Source organism: Agrobacterium sp. CCNWLW155 (assembly GCF_036888815.1).
GTDB lineage: Bacteria > Pseudomonadota > Alphaproteobacteria > Rhizobiales > Rhizobiaceae > Agrobacterium > Agrobacterium radiobacter.
This window is the reverse complement of sequence record NZ_JBAKFW010000001.1, coordinates 1,666,012-1,682,216: the sequence shown is the minus strand read 5'-3', so window position 1 is coordinate 1,682,216 and position 16,205 is coordinate 1,666,012. Positions and strand designations below refer to the sequence as shown.

Below are 16,205 nucleotides of genomic sequence, written 5' to 3'. Positions count from 1 at the left end.
TGCGATGGGGGCTGATGAAGCGCCTTTTCGCATTGCAGGCATTCCTGCTCGTCCTTTTCGTCATCCTTCTCATCGGCTGGATATGGGTCATTGATCCACGGCTCGAAGGTGCGAATGAAGAGGCCGCCCGCATTGTCGCGGAGAGCGTGACAAAGGATGGACAGGGCAGGCCGCAATTGTCGGCAACGCCGGAGCTGGCGGAGCTGAAACGGCGCTATCCAAATCTCTGGTTTGTGGTGCGCGACGCCAATGACATCGTATTGCAATATGGGGTTGTCCCGCCGCCCGCCCTGTCGGCGGTGTTTCCCCCGAGTTTTGACCGCGCACGCCTGGAGGCGGCCGGAACGCTCCGCGCCACCGTGGAAAACCGCGATACAGCCGCCGGGCGGTTTCAGTTCATTGCCGGGACGGAGGAGGGAATCCCCAATGACGGGCTGAGTATCTGGATCAATGTTCAGCTGGACCTGGAAAAGGATGCCGAGGGCTCCATCCGCTGGCTCACCGTGCTGCCGGCGCTGGGCTTCATCATTCTCATCGCCGTCGTGCCCATGCTGATCCTGACGGGTATCGCGACATTGCTCGTGACCCCGCGGGCGGTCGGGCGCTCCCTGAGCGGGCTGATGGAAACCGTGAAGCAGGCGCAGTCCATTGATTTCGAGAACCGGTCCGAGCGTATCGACCGTTCGAAAGTTCCCCTTGAAATCATCCCGCTGGTCGATGCCTTCAACGTCGCGCTGTCGAGGCTTGATGACGGGTATAATCGCCGTAACCGCTTTCTCGCCGATGCGGCGCATGAGCTCAGGACGCCGATCGCAATCGTACGCACCAGAGCCGACCTCTTGCCCGATGACGCGCTGAGCCATCAGATCAGGGCTGATATCGATCGCCTCACCCGCGTTGCGCATCAGTTGCTGGAGATGCAGGCTGTGGGTGCGGTGGAACTGCCGGCGGAGCCGCGGGATCTCAATAGGCTTGTCGAACGCATCGCAACAGACCTTGCCCCGATTGCAATGGATGCCGGATATGAATTCGATTTCGAGCCAAGCGCGGATGCGGCCATCTTTACGGTGCAGGCGTCGATTATCGAGATGGCCGTCGTCAACCTCCTGCGCAATGCAATCGATCATGCGGGCGGCAGAGGCGCAATCACGATCCGGGTCGACCCGGCAGGTGCGATTGAGGTCCGTGATGAAGGGCCGGGCATCCCGGTTTCCGAACGCGAGCAGGTATTCGAGCCGTTTCATCGGATCAACACCAACTCGCCCGGAGCCGGCCTTGGGTTAAATCTGGTCCAGAAGGCAGCGGAGCTTCATTGCGGTCGTGTCTTGTTCCTCGATCTCGATCCCGGTTTTTGTGTTCGGCTCGAAATTCGCTCGATCTCCTCAAAAGGCATTGCGGCTGGCACCGTTTAGCTGATGAGATTCTCGAGTGCCCGAACGAGCTCCGATGACGAAATTACTTGCGATTTGGTTAAGGAAATTCCTCTAACTTGTTTAAATAAATAAATTATTTTGAATAAAATGCGCTCCATGCAATGCAAGCGCAATTCTCGCGGGGAAAATCCCCTTATCTGCTGACCGCATCCGCACGTCATGTCGGCCGGCGCAGCAGACAAACGGGAGCCGGATTTCCGGTTCTTCAACGCGAACTGAAACTTGGCTGCGCCGGAAGACGGCGCATCGGTTTCGTCTGGAGTCATTCATGTCGATCATCAAGAAATCGCTTGTCGCCGCGGCCGTCGCTGTTGCGGTTGCAGGCAATGCCTATTCCGCCGATCTTACGAACTATAATACGCAGCAGTCCTTCGATTATGGCAGTCAGCCGGCCTTCTCCTGGGGCGGGGCCTATGTCGGTGTGCATGGTGGCGTCGCTTCCCCGAAATTCAACCCATTGGCCAGCGGCCGCGGCCTGACGGGCGGTGTTCAGGCCGGTTATAACTTCCAGTTCGGCTCGGGCGTGGTCGGCGCGGAACTCGAAGGTTCCTATCTCGGAAATGAGGCGCGTGTGCCCAACGGCCGGTTGCGGGAGCGTTTCCGCGGCGCGGCCAAGATGAAGGCCGGTGTGGCGCTCGACCAGACGCTGATTTACGGCACTGCCGGCTTGACCACGACGAAGTTCAAGGACGGCAATGGCGTGACGGGTCCCGATGGCTGGAAACAGGGCTATCTGGTCGGGGCAGGCGTTGAACAGAGCTTCGGCGGCGGCCTGTCGGCAAAGTTTGAATATAATTATGTGAGCACAGGAAATGTGGCCACGACGACTTCAAGCGGCAGGTCGAAGACCGATGTCAGCGATCATGTCATCAAGGCCGGCCTGAACTATCGTTTCTGATCGGCCCGCCCCATGACAGGCCCAGGGAGAATTTTCAAAAGAAACCCGCCGCTTTCAGCGTGAAGGCGGCGGTAGAATAGCATGGACCGCAAAACATGCGGCGCCGGATGAAATCCGGAAATGATCATTCGCATTCAAGCGAAGGCTGCCGGAAGCTTGTTACGTACCACTCGTTGCCGGAACCGCGCGTATAGAACGTATAATAGCAATCGATGCGTTCGACATAACCTGGCGTTTCCGACACTTCATATCGCTCGCCGCGCCGGGTTGTCCGCACCTCGCCACTCGAAGACCCGGCAACGACCTGTGTCTTTTTCTTCCGCCATTGGAAGGCCTGCTGGCCGGGACCCAGGCTGTAAATATTGTCCGGCGGCCCATAGTCCAGCATCACGCTGGTAATCGGCGCGCCGATATAGCTTTTCATGACGGTCGAGGCGCAGGCCGTGAGCAGCATGGACGCGCCGGCGATAAGGATGATTGCTGTCGGGACTGTGAGTGATGCTCTGCTGGACATGGAAATTCCTTTCAGCTGCGGGGACATACCGCAGGGATAGGAACAGCTTGTTGCAAGTACATTGCACGGGAAGATCGTTGGGCGGGCCGTGACTGCCGATCCGTCTCAGCTGGAGAGCTAGTTCGCCGGCTATCTGTGTCAGAGGCCGGCGATGTTGCGGCCGATATGGCGCAGGATGCTTTTGAAAAGTTTTGCCTCAGTGGGATCGAGACCTTCGATGGCGGTTTTTTCGAACATGGCGGCGATAGGCATGAGTTCATCGGCCAGTTCCTCACCCTTCGGGGTGAGGGTGATGCGCACGATGCGTGCATTGTCGAGAGGCCGTTCGCGGCTGACGAGGTTGCGCCGGACCATCAGCCCCACGAGCCGGGACAGTGTGGAAATTTCCACAGACACCATGTCCGAAAGCTCGGTCAGCGTCTTGCTCTCCTGCTGCCGCAGCGTCGCCAGCACGCGGTACATCGGCAGGGTGATGTCATAGGAGGCCAGTCTCACGGAAAAGCGCTCGCCAAGCCGAACGCCCACCCAGTTGAGCAGGTAGGGTACCGAGTCGGTGAATTGATAAGACACGAGCAAATCCCCGTTTGAGAACCATTTGCGCAAATGCTGATGTGCGCCTATCGGCTGTACCGGCACAATCCATCCGTTTCAATAGCTTCGCCCCACAAGACGGAGAATGCGAGGTCCTCGCTCGCTCAATAAATGACGAAAAACATTTGCATTGACAAATGTTGCAAACGCAAATAAATAGAAATGCAGGATTTGGGAGGATCTCATGACATCAGCATTGTTTGGCCTGAGCGGCCTTGCACCCGAAGGCGTCGGCCAGAATTTTCGTTCGACGATGCGCCGTTTTCCAGCCACCGTCACCGTCATTACGGCCTGTGCTTCGGGTGATCAGCGCGACCACGGCATGACGGTTACGGCTGTCACTTCAGTCTCGATGGAGCCGCCGTCTCTGCTGGTTTGCCTGAACAATCGCACCCTGCTGCATGAATTGCTGCTGTGCCGGCCTGATTTCATCGTCAATGTGCTGACGCAGGACCAGATGGCCCTGTCGGATGCCTTTAGCGGCAAGGTGCCGCCGGAAGAGCGTTTCCACGACGGTCAATGGCAGCGCCATGACAATGGCGTTCTCTATCTGCCGACGGCCCATGCCGCAATCGCCTGCCGTCGGGTTGCTGCCATGCCCTATGGAACCCATACCGTCTTTATCGGGCAGGTGGTTTCGGCCGATGTCGGCGAGACGACGCGGCCGCTGCTTTACGAAAACGCCCAATATTGCGCCGCAAGCCCCGCGAGCCTGCCCGCCTGATCATTACCGCTCAGACAATTCCGGCGGGATAACCGCCGGCCAGCAACGTCCGGCCAGTAACGTCCGGAAGGAGACAATCATGAACGATATGAGCCATGCGCCACTGCCGGCGCAAACGACCCCGCGTGTCCGCCTCGCAAGCCGCGTCGCCGGCATAGCCGATCTTTTCCGGATGAGCGCCAGACAGACGGAGGAGGCCCGGCGTGTTCCCGCAAGCCATATCGAGGCGCTGCGCGGCATTGGATATTTCGATATCGTCAAGCCTCGCGCTTTCGGCGGCAAGGGTGGAGATTTCGCCGAACTGGTCGAGGCCAATATCGAGCTTTCGGCCGCCTGTGCGTCGACCGGTTGGGTCGCCGGCCTGCTATCGGCCCATCAATGGCTGCTGGCGATGTTTCCGGAAGAGGCGCAGGCCGATGTCTGGGGTGAAAATCCCGATGCGCTTCTGTGCGGTTCCTATGCGCCGGTGAAGATGGCGGAGCTCGCCGATGGCGGTTACCGCCTGAGTGGCAAATGGGCCTTCGCCTCCGGCTGCGAAAACGCGCAATGGTCCCTCTGTGCCGCCATCCTGCCGCCGCAGGGCGAAGGAAAACCGGTTCCGGCCTTCCTGCTCGTTCCTGCCGGGCAATATGTGGTTGAAGACACCTGGCATGTGGTGGGCCTGGCCGGCACGGGTTCCAAGACGCTCGTTCTCGATGATGTCTTTATTCCCGAACACCGGGTTCTGACCTTTCCCGACGCCACCAGCGGAAAGACGCCCGGCGGGCATTATTATGCGGAGGAAGGCCTGTTCAACATGCCGCTTCTGACCGGCATTCCCTCCTGTCTCGCGGCGGCTGGCGTCGGCGCGGCCAAGGGTGCGCTTGCCGCCTATGTCGATCACGTCGGCGGCCGGGTCACACGCGGCGCGGTGGCGGGTGGCAATAATCGCATGGCCGAATTCCCGACCATTCAGCTGCGCGTCGCGGAAGCTGCCGCGAGCGTTGATGCGGCGTGCGAAATCCTGCTGCGGGATGTTGCCCGGGCACAGGCACTGGCGCAGGCTCGTGTCGAAGGTCGGGCGGAATTTACGGTGGATGACCGGCTTCTCAGCCGTCGCGGCCAGTCCTTTGCGGTGTCTCTGGCACTGCGCGCCGTGCAGGCGCTCAACGATTCCACCGGCGGCGTCGGGCTCGATCTTTCCAACCCCGTGCAGCGGGCGTGGCGGGATGCGAATGCGGTCGGTCGCCACATCAGCATGAACTGGGATGCCGTGGGTACGATGATCGGCCAGAGCATGCTCGGGCTGGAACCCAAGGGTCAATATTGATCGCCTCTCGGGCGGCACATCACACAGTGAATTCGGAGGAAACTACATGCAAGGCAAGGTCGCTCTCGAGGAGCATTTCGCAATCCCGGAAACACTTCAGGATTCGGCCGGTTTCGTGCCCGGCGACTACTGGAAGGAATTGCAGCATCGCCTGCTCGACATTCAGGATACGCGCTTGAAGCTGATGGATGCGCACGGCATCGAAACCATGATCCTGTCGCTCAATGCGCCGGCGGTGCAGGCTATTCCTGACAGGAAGAAGGCAATCGAAATCGCGCGACGGGCGAATGACTTTCTCGCCGAAGAATGCGCCAAGCGGCCGGATCGCTTCCTTGCCTTCGCAGCATTGCCTTTGCAGGACCCCGATGCGGCAACCGAGGAATTACAGCGCTGCGTCAACGATCTCGGCTTCGTCGGCGCGCTCGTCAACGGCTTCAGCCAGGAGGGCGATGGCCAGACGCCGCTTTATTACGATCTGCCACAATATCGCCCGTTCTGGGGTGAAGTCGAAAAGCTCGACGTGCCTTTCTACCTGCATCCGCGCAATCCGCTGCCGCAGGATTCGCGCATCTATGACGGCCATCCCTGGCTGCTCGGCCCCACCTGGGCTTTCGCGCAGGAAACGGCGGTCCATGCGCTGCGTCTCATGGCCTCAGGCCTGTTTGACGAATATCCGCGCCTCAACATCATTCTCGGCCATATGGGCGAGGGCCTGCCTTACATGATGTGGCGCATCGACCATCGTAATGCCTGGGTGAAGCTGCCGCCGCGTTATCCGGCCAAGCGTCGTTTCGTGGATTATTTCAACGAGAATTTCCATATCACCACCTCGGGCAATTTCCGCACCCAGACGCTGATCGACGCCATTCTGGAAATCGGTGCGGATCGCATCCTGTTTTCCACCGACTGGCCCTTCGAGAATATCGACCACGCCTCCGACTGGTTTAATGCGACCACCATTGCCGAGGCCGACCGGGTGAAGATCGGCCGCACCAATGCGCGCCGCCTGTTCAAGCTCGACGGACACTGAACCATGCAGCCTTTCGTCTATACGGCCGCTCCCGCCCGCATCGTTTTCGGCGCGGGCAGCTCGGCGGGCGTGGCGGAGGAAATCCGCCGCCTTGGCCTGTCGCGGGCACTGGTGCTTTCCACGCCGCAGCAGAAGGGCGACGCGGAGGCGCTTGCCGCCCGGCTTGGCCGGCTTGCTGCCGGTGTCTTCGGTGATGCAACCATGCATACGCCGGTCGAGGTGACGAAAAACGCGGTCGAAGCCTATCGCACCGCCGGTGCGGATTGCGTCGTGGCGCTCGGTGGCGGTTCCACCACCGGTCTCGGCAAGGCCATTGCGCTGCGCACCGATGCGGCGCAGATCGTCATTCCGACCACCTATGCCGGTTCCGAGGTGACGCCCATTCTCGGCCAGACGGAAAACGGGGTGAAGACCACCATGCGCGGGCCGGAAATCCTGCCGGAGGTGGTGATTTACGATGCGGAACTGACGCTTGGGTTGCCTGTCGCCATCAGCATGACGAGCGGCCTCAACGCCATGGCCCATGCGGTGGAGGCGCTCTATGCGCGGGATCGCAATCCCATCGCCAGCCTGATGGCGGTCGAGGGGCTGCGGGCGATGATCGAGGCCCTTCCCGGCGTGAAGGCCGAGCCGCGGGATATCAAGGCGCGCGAAACCACGCTTTATGGTGCGTGGCTGTGCGGTTCGGTGCTTGGCGCCGTCGGCATGTCGCTGCATCACAAGCTTTGTCACACGCTGGGCGGCAGTCTCGACCTGCCGCATGCGGAAACCCATGCGGTGCTTCTGCCACACACCATCGCCTATGTGGAACAGGCGGTGCCGGATCTGCTCGCACCGCTCGCCGCTCTTGTCGGCGGCAGGGCAGGGGCCGGGCTTTATGATTTTGCCGCCCGGCTTGGCGCGCCGGCAAGCCTTGCGGCTCTTGGGGTCCGGTCGGACGATCTCGACCCCATGGCAGAGCTGGCGACGGCCAATCCTTACTGGTGCCCGCGGCCAATCGAAAAAACTGCGATCCGCGACCTTTTGCAACGCGCCTTCGAGGGCGCGCGGCCGGAGTAATGGGAGGAGACGATGGATATGAAGATGACCAGAGATGACGGCTACTTCGTCGAGGAGCGTTCGGCTGAAACCGTGATCGCGCGGATGCGCGATTGTGACGATCCGCGTCTGATGGAAATCATGGCGGTCGTGACGCGCAAGCTGCACGAGGCGGTGAAGGAAATCGAACCGACCGAGGAGGAGTGGATGAAGGCCATTCATTTCCTCACCGAGGTCGGCCAGATCTGCAATGAATGGCGGCAGGAATGGATCCTGTTTTCCGATATTCTCGGCGTCTCCATGCTGGTCGACGCCATCAACCATCGCAAGCCGAGCGGTGCGTCGGAATCGACCGTTCTCGGCCCCTTCCATGTGGCCGATGCGCCGGAAATGCCGATGGGTGCAAACATCTGCCTCGATGGCAAGGGCGAGGACATGGTGGTCACGGGCCGCATCCTCGATACCGGGGGAGCGCCGGTCGTCGGTGCGCGTATCGATGTCTGGCAGGCCAATGACGAAGGTTTTTATGACGTGCAGCAGAAGGGCATCCAGCCCGATTTCAACCTGCGCGGCGTTTTCATCACCGGCGAGGACGGGCGCTACTGGTTCCGGGCGGCGAAGCCGAAATATTATCCTATCCCAGATGATGGCCCGGTTGGGCAGCTGCTGCGGGCCATGGGACGGCATCCTTACCGGCCGGCGCATCTGCATTATATCGTTTCGGCCGAAGGCTTTACCACGCTCGTCACGCATATTTTCGATCCCGATGACCCCTATATCCGTTCGGATGCGGTCTTCGGCGTGAAGGAAAGTCTGCTCGCCGATTTCCAGCGGGTGGAGGATGTTAAGAAGGCGCGGGATCTGGGTTTCGTCAGCGACTGGTTCTGGTCGGTGAACCATGATTTCGTGCTCGCCCGATGAGCGGCGGGAGCAATCGACCCGGGCTTTACGTGCGTTTTGCCGAGAGCGATCCCGCTGCGGCGGTTGAGCGCGCGGCGCAGTTGAGCGCTCACAAGGCTCATCTGCGCAATGGCGAAGCCATGGCCGAAGGGTTTAGAATTCTTGCTTCCGGCCCGATGAATGCCGTCGCCGGCGGTCCTTCCGCTGCACTCATCATTGCCGAGGCGCTCTCGATCGAAGACGTCATCGCATTCAGCGATGCCGATCCATTCGTCATTCACGGTGTCTATAACCGCATTCATATTTTGAGCTGGACGCCGACACTGTCGATAATTTCCGGGCTGGAACCCGACTGAATTTCGTCGGCGCGATGTGCTTGGCATTTGTTAATATTTCATTTGCAATTTTTGCAAATGCAACATTTAATCGAAGGCGGGTGATGCCGGCGATATGTGGCTTGACAGGAGCGGGACACATATCAGGGTGGAGCACGCCGGGCACTCACGGAGGATATCGCAGGGACGGGAAGACGCTTATCCATTCCGGATGGCGCGTTCATGCGTGAAAGGGAGGAACATGTCCACGAATTATCTGAGCGCCGCTTCAGTGCGGACGAAGAACCCGGCCGGCGTTATCGCGACATGCGGCCTGATGATCATGTTTGACGGCTATGATCTCGTCGTTTATGGCGCTGTCGCACCGGCGCTCTTGAAAGAAAGCGCATGGGCGCTCAACCCCGCCATGGTCGGGCGCGCCGCGGCGCTGACGCTGGTGGGCATGCTGCTGGGCGCGCTTTTTGCCGGCACCATGGCCGATCGCATCGGCCGCCGGAAGGTGGTTCTTCTCAGCCTCGCCGGCTTTTCGGCGATGATGATCGCCTCGGCCATGACGCCGAATTTTCTCGCCTTCGAAATCACGCGTTTCTTTGCCGGTCTGGGGCTGGGCGCGTTGCTGCCGACGGTTACCGCGCTGGTGCTGGAATTTTCGCCGCCGCAGCGCAGGGCGCAGGCCAATTCTCTCTCCTTCCTCGGTTATCTTATCGGCGGCATTATCTCCGGCGTGATGGGCATCCTCCTTCTGGAGACCTATGGCTGGCGGCCCTTGATGCTGATCGGCGGTCTGCCGCTTGTTCTTCTGCCGATCTTCATGCGGTTTCTGCCGGAATCGCCGGAATGGCTGGCAAGCAAGGGCCGGCAGGCGGAAGCTGACGGCATTTGCGACAGCTACGGTCTGCAACGCATCGCGCCGCATGCGAAAATTCAAAAGGGCGGTGTCGGCGCGCTATTCTCGGAAGGCCGGCTGCTCTCGACGCTGAATGCCTGGGGCATCCACTTCTGCTCGCTGCTTCTCACCTTCGGCATGGTCAACTGGTTGCCCACCATCATGAACAGGATGGGTTATGACATCAGCTCGGCGCTCAGCTTTTCCGTCATGCTCAATGTCGGGGCTGCGATCGGCATTCTCATCGGCGGGCGGTTTGCGGATAAGGGCAACGTCAAGGTGGTCGTGGCGATCCTGTTTGCCATCGGCGCCGCCTCGATCTTTGCCCTGACGGTGAACAAGGGTCCGCTTCTTTATGCCTTCGTCGCCCTTGCGGGTGCGGGCACCATCGGAACCCAGATTCTCGCCAATGTTCTGGTGGGGCGGCTTTATCCCGTCCATATTCGCGGCACGGGTCTCGGCTTTTCGCTGGCGGTCGGGCGGCTCGGCGGCATTGCCGGCCCGATGATCGGCGGCCTCGTGCTGCAGCGGGGTCTGGCGCCCGAGTGGAATTTCTACATTTTCGGGTCGGTCGCACTCGTGGGGCTGATGCTGACTGTATTGACCCTGCTTTACCGCACCTCCGGTGACGCGCGGGTTTGATGAATGAAACGGTTGGCCGCGGAGGACTGAAATCCGCGGCCGGAGCATTTCCGGCAAAGCTGCGGAGCGGTTTTGCGCCCGGAGAATGCTAGAAAACTCTAACTCATCATGCCTTGCGGGAAACCGGCGCGATCGTCGCCATCTGCTGCAACGTCCGTTCGTTCGTGCGTTTGGCCCGTGCCAGCGCATCGTCGCGATCTTCCGGCAGCGTATAGGTCATATAGGAAAGCGACGTTTCGAGGTCGTTATTGTTGTGTCCGAGAATGGCGGCGAAATAGCTGTTCTTGGTCACATGCGGCGGCGCGAAATTGTGAAAGGCCACCTCGGCATAGAGATGCCGGAGGCCATACGGCTTGGGAAGTTCTTCCTTCGGCCAGAGATCCTCGAACAGGTTAAAAACCGTATCCCTGAGCAGCAGGCGGGTTTCCGACGAAAAATCATCGATCGACATGCCATGCCACAATTTTCCCTGCCCGCTTTCGCGCAGGCGCTTATAGGCAGCCAGAATGGTTTCCGAGCGGGCAAGCACCGGGATTTCATAGGTCACCCCGAATTTCGTTCCCTCACCCTGCTTCGTCTTGGCCTGACCGTTGAACAGGAGGCTCCATTTGGAAACGCCCTTGCCATAGGGGGCAGGTGAAAATTCCGCCTGGGTAAAGACCTCATAGGGGCGGCGTCCGGTCATGCCGATCAGGCCGATGCCGATCATCAGGGGATCGGCGGACAGGAGTTTATCGGCGCAGATCTTCAGAACCTGCCGATAATTCTCGAAGGTGATCAGTGCGCCGTGCTTTCTGGCGATCTTCTCCATCTTCACCCGGCGTGCATCGTCATACATCGCGGCATCGCCGGTGGCGATCTTCAACATCGGGTGATCGTCGCCGAAGGCCTCGCGGATGGCGTTACGATATTTGGTGATATAGGAGATGATCGTGGTCTGGGCTCTGCCCTTCATGGTGCTGATTTCAGCATTCCACAGGGTCTGCATCTCGTCTTTCGTTCCCATGCCATTCATCGCCGAAATGAAATCCGCGATGCGCAGAAGAACGGTCGGCTTGCGGCCGGCGGTATTGAATTCCGCCCGCTCGATTTTTTCGACAATCGATGTCGCGACGCCGTTTTTCGGATAGTCGGCCCGTTCGATATAGGTTTTCAGCCGCTCGCGCAGCTTCTTCATGTTGCAGATGGCAAGCGGGGTGCTCTTTGGGCCGAATTCAGCCTTCAGGGCATAGCGGTATTTCATGATGTAGAGTTCGAGCGTCTTTTCGGTGCGGCCATTGTCGAAATGATAGCGGACCTCGGCATCCCACAGATCACGGATTTTTCTGTTTCGCAGCGTCTCATCGCTTTTCATCGCCTCCCTGACCTTACCAACGAATTGATCGATGCGTTCGACGAGGACCGGTGTTTTTGTTTTTCGTTTTAAGGCGGGCATGCGGCGGCTCCCTGAACCGGTCGGGAAATATAAAATCCATCTTTGGCGATCAACAACAGCATGGTTGCGGGAATATGATGAACATTCGCCGCAGGCCGATTTCTTTTGAATAATAGTTTGACCGATTCCGCAAGCATGGCGGTGATTTAGGAAAATATGGGAAACGGTTTCCGAGCGGCGTCGCTCGCCCAGGAAGCTGGAAAATGCTGCCGGCTTCCATGGTTCATACCGGTAAAATCCAGCGGCATTATTCAGCCGGCTTCGGAATGTCTGCCAAGCCTGCCGCGATTGGCCGGCTTACTTCGGCAGTCGGGTCTTCAGCGCTGCCACGATCTTGTTGGCAAGCGCCTCGTAATCCTCGTCGAAATGATGGCCGCCTTCGATGCCGAGCGTTTCCACGCCCTTCGCCTTCAGGCCGGGGCAGGGGTCTTCATCCTCTTCCTCCGTACCATAGATGCACTGCACCAGTTTCGGATCGATCTTGGCGATATCATCCACGGTCTTGCCGCCCTTGCCCTCTCCGGCAACGCCGAGCCAGCCCTGAACGGAAATTTCGAAATCCACTTCCGTGGACAGGCCCATGAGAGTGAGCTGCACGACATGTGATTTCGCCCGTTCCGGCAGGAGGTTATAGGTGGCGGGAATGATGTCGGCGCCGAAGGAATAGCCGATCAGCACGACGTTGCGAACCTTCCATTCCTTGCGATAGGTGTCGATGATGCGTGCAAGGTCGCCCGCCACTTCCTGTGGCTGTTTTTCTTTCCAGAAATAACGCAGCGCATCGACGCCGATCACGGGAATACCCTGCTTCTGCAATGCGCCGCCCACTTCTTCATCAAGATCGCGCCAGCCGCCGTCGCCGGAATAGATCACCGCCATGGTGTCCATCACCGGGCTGGTTTCCAGAACCTTGATCGGCAGGCCGAGCGGGCTGTCGGTGTCGCCTGCGGCATCGACCTGATCGGACAGGGTCTGGGTCAGAACCTCGTCCGCCTTGTCATCCACATCCGTCACGTCGATATCGGGATGCAGCTTGACGAGCGCGTTGACGTGGTCGCGGCCCTTCTGGTCCGCAGCCGGCGTGAACAGCACGCTCACGGGGGCGGGCAGCGGGCCATCGGTCAGGCCATAGACCGTTTCGCCATCGGCTTTGTCCTTGGTGGCGGGGGTGCAGAGAATCTTTTCCAGCGGCAGGCCGGCCTTGGGGTCGACGGCTATGGTTTCCCTGATGGTCGAGACCGGGCTCTGCGCAATCATCGCCAGTGCCAGCGTTCCGCCCTTGCCGATGCCGGTGAGAATGGGCTGGCGATAGCTGCTGGTGCCGGCGGTGCGCTGGATCTGCTGCGACAGCGACTCGATGTCCGAGATCATATAGATGCATTCGTCTTCATCGGCCTCGAGCGCCTTCAGATATTCCCTGAAGTCGATGCCGACCACGGCGGCGCCTTTTTCCACCAGCGCCTTGGCGCGGGTCTCGTCGGTGCTCGTCCATCCGTCCGCGTCGGAAATCAGGAAGACGCTGGCGAGAATTTCGCCATCCGGCACCATGATGTGCTCGGCGGGGATCATGCCGGTCTCGTAAGCGGGCTTGTCCTCAGCAAAAACTGCGGTGGAGGCAAACAGGGCGGAGGCGGCAAGGACCGCTTTCAACATGCTGGATTTTCTCATTTTCCGATCACTCCTCTGACGCCGCCGCTAATCAGAACCGTCGCGTCCATCAGCGCCAGAGCGGCGTCTGCGCCGTTCTGCACGGCAAGGTAACGCGGTTCCCATTTCGGGTGGAACTTTGCCTTGAAGGCGCGAAGTCCCTTGAAGTTGTAGAAACGTTCGCCGTGTTCGAAAAGCGTGCTGCCGATGCGGTCCCAGACGGGTGCCGCATCGCGCTTCGACATGCCGGACATCGGAGCCATGCCGAGATTGAAGCTCTCATAGCCGGCCTCGCGCAGATATTGCATGATGCTGACGAAGAGAAAATCCATCGAGCCGCGTGGCGCATCCGGCGAAAAACGCATGAGATCGACGGTGGCTTCCTTTTTCGTGGCGGTCACCATCAGATTGGCGAAAGCGGTGATCTTTCCATCCTTGCGCAGCACGGCGACGGGTTGCGACAGGATGTAATCCGGCTCGAAAGCGCCGAGCGAGAAGCGCTTTTCCCGGGTATTGTGGTGGGCGAGCCAGCCGTCGGAGACCTGTTTCAGCTCATCCATAATATCCGCCACCTGCGCTTGCTCGATCACCTCGAAGGTCAGTCCGTCGCGCGCGCCGCGGCTCAGCGACTGGCGAAGATTGGCGAGCTTGCCGCCCTTCAGCTCGAATGCGGTGAGATCGACCAGCGCCAGTTCGCCCAGCTTGAAGGCGCGCAGGCCCGCATCGGCGCAATGGGAGAGGAGGAAAGGTGAAATCTGATAGAAGGCGGCGCGTGCACCGGCAGCGCGGGCGGCTTCCACAAATTGCCAGACCAGATCCGGGAAATCATCCTCATCGCCGACCGGATCGGCAAACGCGATCCAGGAGCGGCCCTGAATGCCGTACATGATGAAGGCGTTGCCGCTTTCGGAAAACATCACATGCTTGTCGCCCATGCGCACCAGATTGGCGTCGGCCGCATCCTGTGTCATGACGATGCCGGTTGCACTCGTGACGTCGTCGGCCTTGATGGCGTCCGGCCGGAAGGCCACCGGCCGCATCAGGCTGAAAATGGCGATGGTGGAGGAGGCAAGCACGAGGCCTAAAAGGGCGCGCAATCCGCGCGGCGCTTCTCCGGAGAATTCGAACTGCCACCATAATGTCTGGCTGTAATCCGTGTCGCGGTAAACGAAGAGCAGGATTGTCGCTGCGCCGGCAATGATGACGGCCATGGCGGCGAGCCAGCTTGGGCCCAGCGCCTGTTTCACCAGCGAGGCATGACGGTTGAAGCTGCGCATATTGACGGAAAGCGCCGCAATGAAGACGCCGAGAATGGCGGCTTCGAACACGGCAATGGCCTTGAGGAGGGAGAGAACCAGCGCCAGCGAGGCGGCGACCAGCGCAATCCACCAGGCGCCATCCAGCCGCTGCCCGAGGCCGCGCGAGGCGACGACAAGCACGAGGCCGAGAATGCTGGTCAGAAAATGCGCTGCCTCAACGATCGGCAGCGGCACGAAATTGGACAGGAAATCCAGATTGCTGTCGGGTGTCGGCGTCACGCTCGAGAAGATCAGCATGGTGCCGAGGATCATCGCGAAGGTTGATAACAGCGGCGGCGCGAGCCGCACGGCAAGCTGGCTGATATCGGAGACAACAGGCTTTGCCGCGAACTGCTTCATCTCCGAGACGAGCATGACCAGAATGGCCACCACCAGCGGCAGGACGTGATAGATCACGCGGTAGAGAACGAGGCTTCCGAGCAGCTGGTCGACGCTGATGGCATTGCCAAGCCCTGCGACCATCACGGTTTCGAAGACGCCAAGACCGGCCGGCACATGGCTGAGGACGCCGAGGCCGACCGCGGTGGCGTAGATTGCGAAGAATGTCGGCCAGCCGAGATGCGTGTCGGGCAGGAGGACATAAAGCACGGAGGCGGAGGCGGCGATATCGAAGGCGGAGACGAGGAACTGGCGCGACGATGTCCGGCTGTCCGGGAGGCGCAGCCGCCATTTGCCGAGCCGGATCGCGTGCCCGTTACGCCCGACATAGGCCGCCACCACGAGAACCGCGATGATGGCGAGCGCCGCACCTCTGAGGATGACGGCATCAACGCCGATAATGGCGGCGATGCGTGGTGCAACGATGAAGGTGGAGAGGGCGCTGACCGAAAGCAGGCCAAGCCCGAAGGACAGCGTGACGAAGGCGATGACGCGGGCGATTTCGCCGGGCGACAGGCCCAGCCGGGAATAGGCGCGAAAGCGGATGGCGCCACCGCTCAAAGGACCGAAACCGGCGGTATTGCCGATGGCATAGGCCGCAAAGGCTGTTGCCGCCATGGGCGGAAAGGGCAGCTTGCGGCCGATATATTCGATCGCATTGGCATCATAGAATATCAGCGCCAGAAAGCTGAGCGCGGTGAAAACGATGGCGAGCAGCACCGCCGAAGCCGAGGTCTGCGTCAGCGCATCGATGACGTCGTCATAACGGACTTCGGAGGTCAGGTGATAGATGGCGAAGGTCATCATCACGAAGACCAGCGTGATGGCAATCGCGGTCAGATAAGGACGGTTTCTGGCAAAAAAGCTTTCAACCGCGGATTCAGTAACATCGGTTTGTGTAATTTCGCTCTTGTCTGCCATTTACTTTGCCCAGCGCCCGTTCCTGTTGGCGAACCATAGGATTGTGTCGCTAATTCGTTTCTGTTGCGGAAATGTGATTAGCAGAAAAGCATGAAGTGTCGATGTGAAGTTTGTGTCCGATCATGCGCGAATTTCAACAAGTCTGGAGCGAGAAATACAACTGTGGAATGCATGGTTTACGGGATTGTTCCGAAAGGCGGCAAAT

At 59.8% G+C, this 16,205-nt stretch carries 14 protein-coding genes; 9 read left to right on the top strand and 5 right to left on the bottom strand.

Annotated features, from left to right (window positions below):
* Positions 1–14 precede the first annotated feature (14 nt).
* On the top strand, positions 15–1,412 hold the full coding sequence (locus V6S97_RS08460) for a sensor histidine kinase (protein ID WP_334426532.1): 1,398 nt from the start codon (positions 15–17) through the stop codon (positions 1,410–1,412).
* 289 nt (positions 1,413–1,701) lie between these two features.
* A complete protein-coding gene (locus V6S97_RS08455) occupies positions 1,702–2,331 on the top strand; it encodes an outer membrane protein (RefSeq protein WP_112356164.1) in 630 nt (209 codons plus the stop codon).
* A gap of 124 nt (positions 2,332–2,455) precedes the next feature.
* Here the strand turns inward: V6S97_RS08455 and V6S97_RS08450 are convergent, their stop codons facing one another.
* Together V6S97_RS08450 and V6S97_RS08445 are read right to left on the bottom strand one after the other, a co-directional pair.
* A complete protein-coding gene (locus V6S97_RS08450; RefSeq protein WP_111820733.1) occupies positions 2,456–2,845 on the bottom strand; it encodes a hypothetical protein in 390 nt (129 codons plus the stop codon).
* Between the two features lie 138 nt (positions 2,846–2,983).
* On the bottom strand, positions 2,984–3,415 hold the full coding sequence (locus tag V6S97_RS08445; RefSeq protein WP_003503954.1) for a MarR family winged helix-turn-helix transcriptional regulator: 432 nt from the start codon (positions 3,413–3,415) through the stop codon (positions 2,984–2,986).
* A 205-nt stretch (positions 3,416–3,620) separates the two neighbouring features.
* Between V6S97_RS08445 and graD the strand changes: the two genes are divergently transcribed.
* The 7 genes from graD (at position 3,621) to V6S97_RS08410 (ending at position 10,300) form a co-directional block, all read left to right on the top strand.
* The gene (gene graD / locus V6S97_RS08440; protein ID WP_334426531.1) at positions 3,621–4,160 is read left to right on the top strand and encodes an FADH(2)-dependent resorcinol hydroxylase reductase component; all 540 of its coding nucleotides are present in this window, start codon (positions 3,621–3,623) and stop codon (positions 4,158–4,160) included.
* A gap of 79 nt (positions 4,161–4,239) precedes the next feature.
* On the top strand, positions 4,240–5,469 hold the full coding sequence (gene graA, locus V6S97_RS08435; protein WP_112278500.1) for an FADH(2)-dependent resorcinol hydroxylase oxygenase component: 1,230 nt from the start codon (positions 4,240–4,242) through the stop codon (positions 5,467–5,469).
* Positions 5,470–5,515: 46 nt separating this feature from the next.
* A complete protein-coding gene (gene tsdA, locus V6S97_RS08430) occupies positions 5,516–6,499 on the top strand; it encodes a gamma-resorcylate decarboxylase (protein ID WP_020810403.1) in 984 nt (327 codons plus the stop codon).
* A 3-nt stretch (positions 6,500–6,502) separates the two neighbouring features.
* Positions 6,503–7,558 carry a maleylacetate reductase gene (gene graC, locus V6S97_RS08425; protein ID WP_334426527.1) on the top strand — a complete coding sequence of 352 codons (1,056 nt, stop codon included), beginning with the start codon at positions 6,503–6,505 and terminating at the stop codon, positions 7,556–7,558.
* A 12-nt stretch (positions 7,559–7,570) separates the two neighbouring features.
* Positions 7,571–8,458 (top strand): hydroxyquinol 1,2-dioxygenase, encoded by an 888-nt coding sequence (graB, locus tag V6S97_RS08420; protein WP_003503963.1) that lies wholly within the window; start codon positions 7,571–7,573, stop codon positions 8,456–8,458.
* Positions 8,455–8,793 (top strand): YciI family protein, encoded by a 339-nt coding sequence (locus tag V6S97_RS08415; protein ID WP_035212644.1) that lies wholly within the window; start codon positions 8,455–8,457, stop codon positions 8,791–8,793. The genes graB and V6S97_RS08415 overlap by 4 nt, the downstream gene beginning before the upstream one ends.
* 220 nt (positions 8,794–9,013) lie before the next feature.
* Positions 9,014–10,300: an MFS transporter gene (locus V6S97_RS08410; RefSeq protein ID WP_003503967.1), complete on the top strand. Its 1,287-nt coding sequence runs from the start codon at positions 9,014–9,016 to the stop codon at positions 10,298–10,300.
* A 106-nt stretch (positions 10,301–10,406) separates the two neighbouring features.
* Here the strand turns inward: V6S97_RS08410 and V6S97_RS08405 are convergent, their stop codons facing one another.
* From V6S97_RS08405 to mprF, 3 genes are all read right to left on the bottom strand, one after another.
* Entirely contained in the window at positions 10,407–11,735 is a 1,329-nt protein-coding gene (locus V6S97_RS08405; protein WP_003503970.1) for a telomere resolvase, read from the bottom strand.
* 297 nt (positions 11,736–12,032) lie between these two features.
* A complete protein-coding gene (locus V6S97_RS08400) occupies positions 12,033–13,403 on the bottom strand; it encodes a virulence factor (protein WP_334426524.1) in 1,371 nt (456 codons plus the stop codon).
* Positions 13,400–16,000, bottom strand: a complete 2,601-nt coding sequence (gene mprF / locus V6S97_RS08395) for a bifunctional lysylphosphatidylglycerol flippase/synthetase MprF (RefSeq protein ID WP_111794758.1) — start codon at positions 15,998–16,000, stop codon at positions 13,400–13,402. The genes V6S97_RS08400 and mprF overlap by 4 nt, the downstream gene beginning before the upstream one ends.
* Between the last annotated feature and the right edge of the window lie 205 nt (positions 16,001–16,205).

What these genes read in the sequence shown, in the direction of transcription:
- V6S97_RS08460 (WP_334426532.1), top strand. Translation starts at nt 15, where the DNA reads ATGAAGCGCCTTTTCGCATTGCAGGCATTCCTGCTCGTCCTTTTCGTC.
- graD (WP_334426531.1), top strand. Translation starts at nt 3,621, where the DNA reads ATGACATCAGCATTGTTTGGCCTGAGCGGCCTTGCACCCGAAGGCGTC.
- graA (WP_112278500.1), top strand. Translation starts at nt 4,240, where the DNA reads ATGAACGATATGAGCCATGCGCCACTGCCGGCGCAAACGACCCCGCGT.
- V6S97_RS08400 (WP_334426524.1), bottom strand. Translation starts at nt 13,403, where the DNA reads ATGAGAAAATCCAGCATGTTGAAAGCGGTCCTTGCCGCCTCCGCCCTG.
- tsdA (WP_020810403.1), top strand. Translation starts at nt 5,516, where the DNA reads ATGCAAGGCAAGGTCGCTCTCGAGGAGCATTTCGCAATCCCGGAAACA.
- mprF (WP_111794758.1), bottom strand. Translation starts at nt 16,000, where the DNA reads ATGGCAGACAAGAGCGAAATTACACAAACCGATGTTACTGAATCCGCG.
- V6S97_RS08415 (WP_035212644.1), top strand. Translation starts at nt 8,455, where the DNA reads ATGAGCGGCGGGAGCAATCGACCCGGGCTTTACGTGCGTTTTGCCGAG.
- V6S97_RS08450 (WP_111820733.1), bottom strand. Translation starts at nt 2,845, where the DNA reads ATGTCCAGCAGAGCATCACTCACAGTCCCGACAGCAATCATCCTTATC.
- V6S97_RS08405 (WP_003503970.1), bottom strand. Translation starts at nt 11,735, where the DNA reads ATGCCCGCCTTAAAACGAAAAACAAAAACACCGGTCCTCGTCGAACGC.
- graC (WP_334426527.1), top strand. Translation starts at nt 6,503, where the DNA reads ATGCAGCCTTTCGTCTATACGGCCGCTCCCGCCCGCATCGTTTTCGGC.
- graB (WP_003503963.1), top strand. Translation starts at nt 7,571, where the DNA reads ATGGATATGAAGATGACCAGAGATGACGGCTACTTCGTCGAGGAGCGT.
- V6S97_RS08455 (WP_112356164.1), top strand. Translation starts at nt 1,702, where the DNA reads ATGTCGATCATCAAGAAATCGCTTGTCGCCGCGGCCGTCGCTGTTGCG.
- V6S97_RS08410 (WP_003503967.1), top strand. Translation starts at nt 9,014, where the DNA reads ATGTCCACGAATTATCTGAGCGCCGCTTCAGTGCGGACGAAGAACCCG.